Source organism: Haliscomenobacter sp., from assembly GCF_040403615.1.
Classification (GTDB): domain Bacteria; phylum Bacteroidota; class Bacteroidia; order Chitinophagales; family Saprospiraceae; genus Haliscomenobacter.
In genome coordinates this window covers 1-1,745 of the sequence record NZ_JBBAKG010000058.1, presented here as the reverse complement: position 1 = coordinate 1,745, position 1,745 = coordinate 1, and the positions used below count along the sequence as shown (strand labels likewise).

At 41.8% G+C, this 1,745-nt stretch carries 3 protein-coding genes; all 3 read right to left on the bottom strand.

Going from position 1 to position 1,745, the window contains the following annotated elements; genetic code table 11:
• Positions 1 to 163 precede the first annotated feature (163 nt).
• Genes ABW391_RS17940 through ABW391_RS17930 form a run of 3 tightly spaced genes read right to left on the bottom strand, consistent with a single transcriptional unit; the run spans position 164 to position 1,706 of the window.
• Entirely contained in the window at positions 164 to 682 is a 519-nt protein-coding gene (locus ABW391_RS17940; RefSeq protein WP_353483283.1) for a PIG-L family deacetylase, read from the bottom strand.
• On the bottom strand, positions 679 to 1,470 hold the full coding sequence (locus ABW391_RS17935; RefSeq protein WP_353483282.1) for a DUF6492 family protein: 792 nt from the start codon (positions 1,468 to 1,470) through the stop codon (positions 679 to 681). Before ABW391_RS17935 ends, ABW391_RS17940 begins: the two co-directional genes overlap by 4 nt.
• Positions 1,471 to 1,481: 11 nt before the next feature.
• Complete coding sequence (locus ABW391_RS17930) at positions 1,482 to 1,706, bottom strand: hypothetical protein (protein ID WP_353483281.1); 225 nt, start codon at positions 1,704 to 1,706, stop codon at positions 1,482 to 1,484.
• Positions 1,707 to 1,745: the final 39 nt, after the last annotated feature.

Here is a 1,745-nt window from a genome sequence, read left to right as displayed (position 1 = left end):
CGTATCTCGTCCATTTGAATTCGGATGCCGCCGTTCGAACACCCTTGTCTAGCAAGATTGACCAATTCCCACGCACCAAGTTTTTGTGCTAAACGTTCACTCCAACTTGTTCCTGGAAGGGCCTGTGACACTGCGCTAAAACTACAGCCTGCTACCATTAATTTCATTTGTTTACCTCTGTGTAATTATTCCTGTGCTGACCATCAGGAAAGAAAGTTTTTATAACGTCGCCGTGTTGTGGCAACTCTGCTAGATCATATGTGCTCGGGGGTATAATGTGAGTCACTGTTCCACTATTTGTGTCTGCAAACGTGACCAAGTTGGAATGTTCACGGGCACAATCATGCACAAACACATGATGCAGATGACCGTACTCACCTTGTGCATTGTGTGTTAGCACTAGATCATAATGCGTGATTATGTTGCCAATTTCTCTACATGCTTGTTCTTGGTTGAAACTGATTTGTTTATTTTCAATATCTCGATAGTCATCTGTGTAGCCCAAGAATACACAAGCAATACCTCGCTTGCGCCAAAAATCTTGAAGCTCACGGCCACGTGGATCCCACTCACAATAAGTTAGATAACAAATGGTCCAGTCCATTTCTGGGTGATTGTGTATATAACTATACCCAAATATCACACAGTCGTCGGGGTGTGCCACAAGACATAGTGCCTTCATAACAAATCCTTTGACTTTAAAAAATCCCAATACTGTTGCTGTTGTTGATCAGTCAGTTGACTCCAGGCTTTTCTATGTACCCCTACTGCTGTGGCCTTTTCCATGCGACTGTATTTTCTATCCCATATCGCCACTTCACTGTGACACACATTGCAACAGAAAATTACGGTGGTGTTAGTATCGTAAAAAGTGTGTGTCAGATTTTTGTATTGTAGATAGCCTGAATATAACATAAACTCGGTCAGCATTCCTTGCGATTGAAACCACTCGGCAAAATTTTCATTGGTAATAATTTGCACGTCTTGAATCAAAGCACGGGCTTGGGCATTGTTTATAATAAAAGGCACGCCACCGGGCCCAAGTTGCTGTTGCATGTCAATATCAAACAATTGATTTATAATTTGTCGACTGGGTTCAAACACTGTTTGAATTGACAACGATCCTACTTGCGGACGCCCCGTTGAATCAAAAATATCAATTTGTTTTGTTAGCAGAGTTTTTGCATCTAGTATTATGGACCAGGTATTAGATCCTTGAGCACTGCCCAAAATCTTCAATACCTGTTGGCTGACCCAACCGTTATCACACCATGTGGATCCAAATCGACTTCTGGGTATGATTTCAACTTGATTGGCCAATTTGCCCCACCAGGTGGGATCCACAACGGAGTCGTCATTTAATATAACACGTATGACACCAACGTCATATCCGTATCGTTCTATGCTACGTGCTTGTATTTTTAGTATGTCAAGTTCTTCCTGAAATACCACTGTGCAGATATCTATCATGCACTTATATATCAGGCGATTTGTACTACGTTAGTAATTACTGAATCCTTGCCGTACTGCGTCATCAGCAGTTGGCGTGCCATTTGTGGATTCTTGGCAAATATGGCCACATCCATGGAGTTGGTGTACAGTTCGTTTTTGACTTTGACTCTGGCTTGGTATACATGAAATCCAGGTATCACTGCTTCCTGTAAGTTGTATTGCGAGCCTTGTGAGTTGTTTCCGTATGGTATCATAGTAATCTAATCAGCAGATTTGTTTTTGTCTTTTTCGGT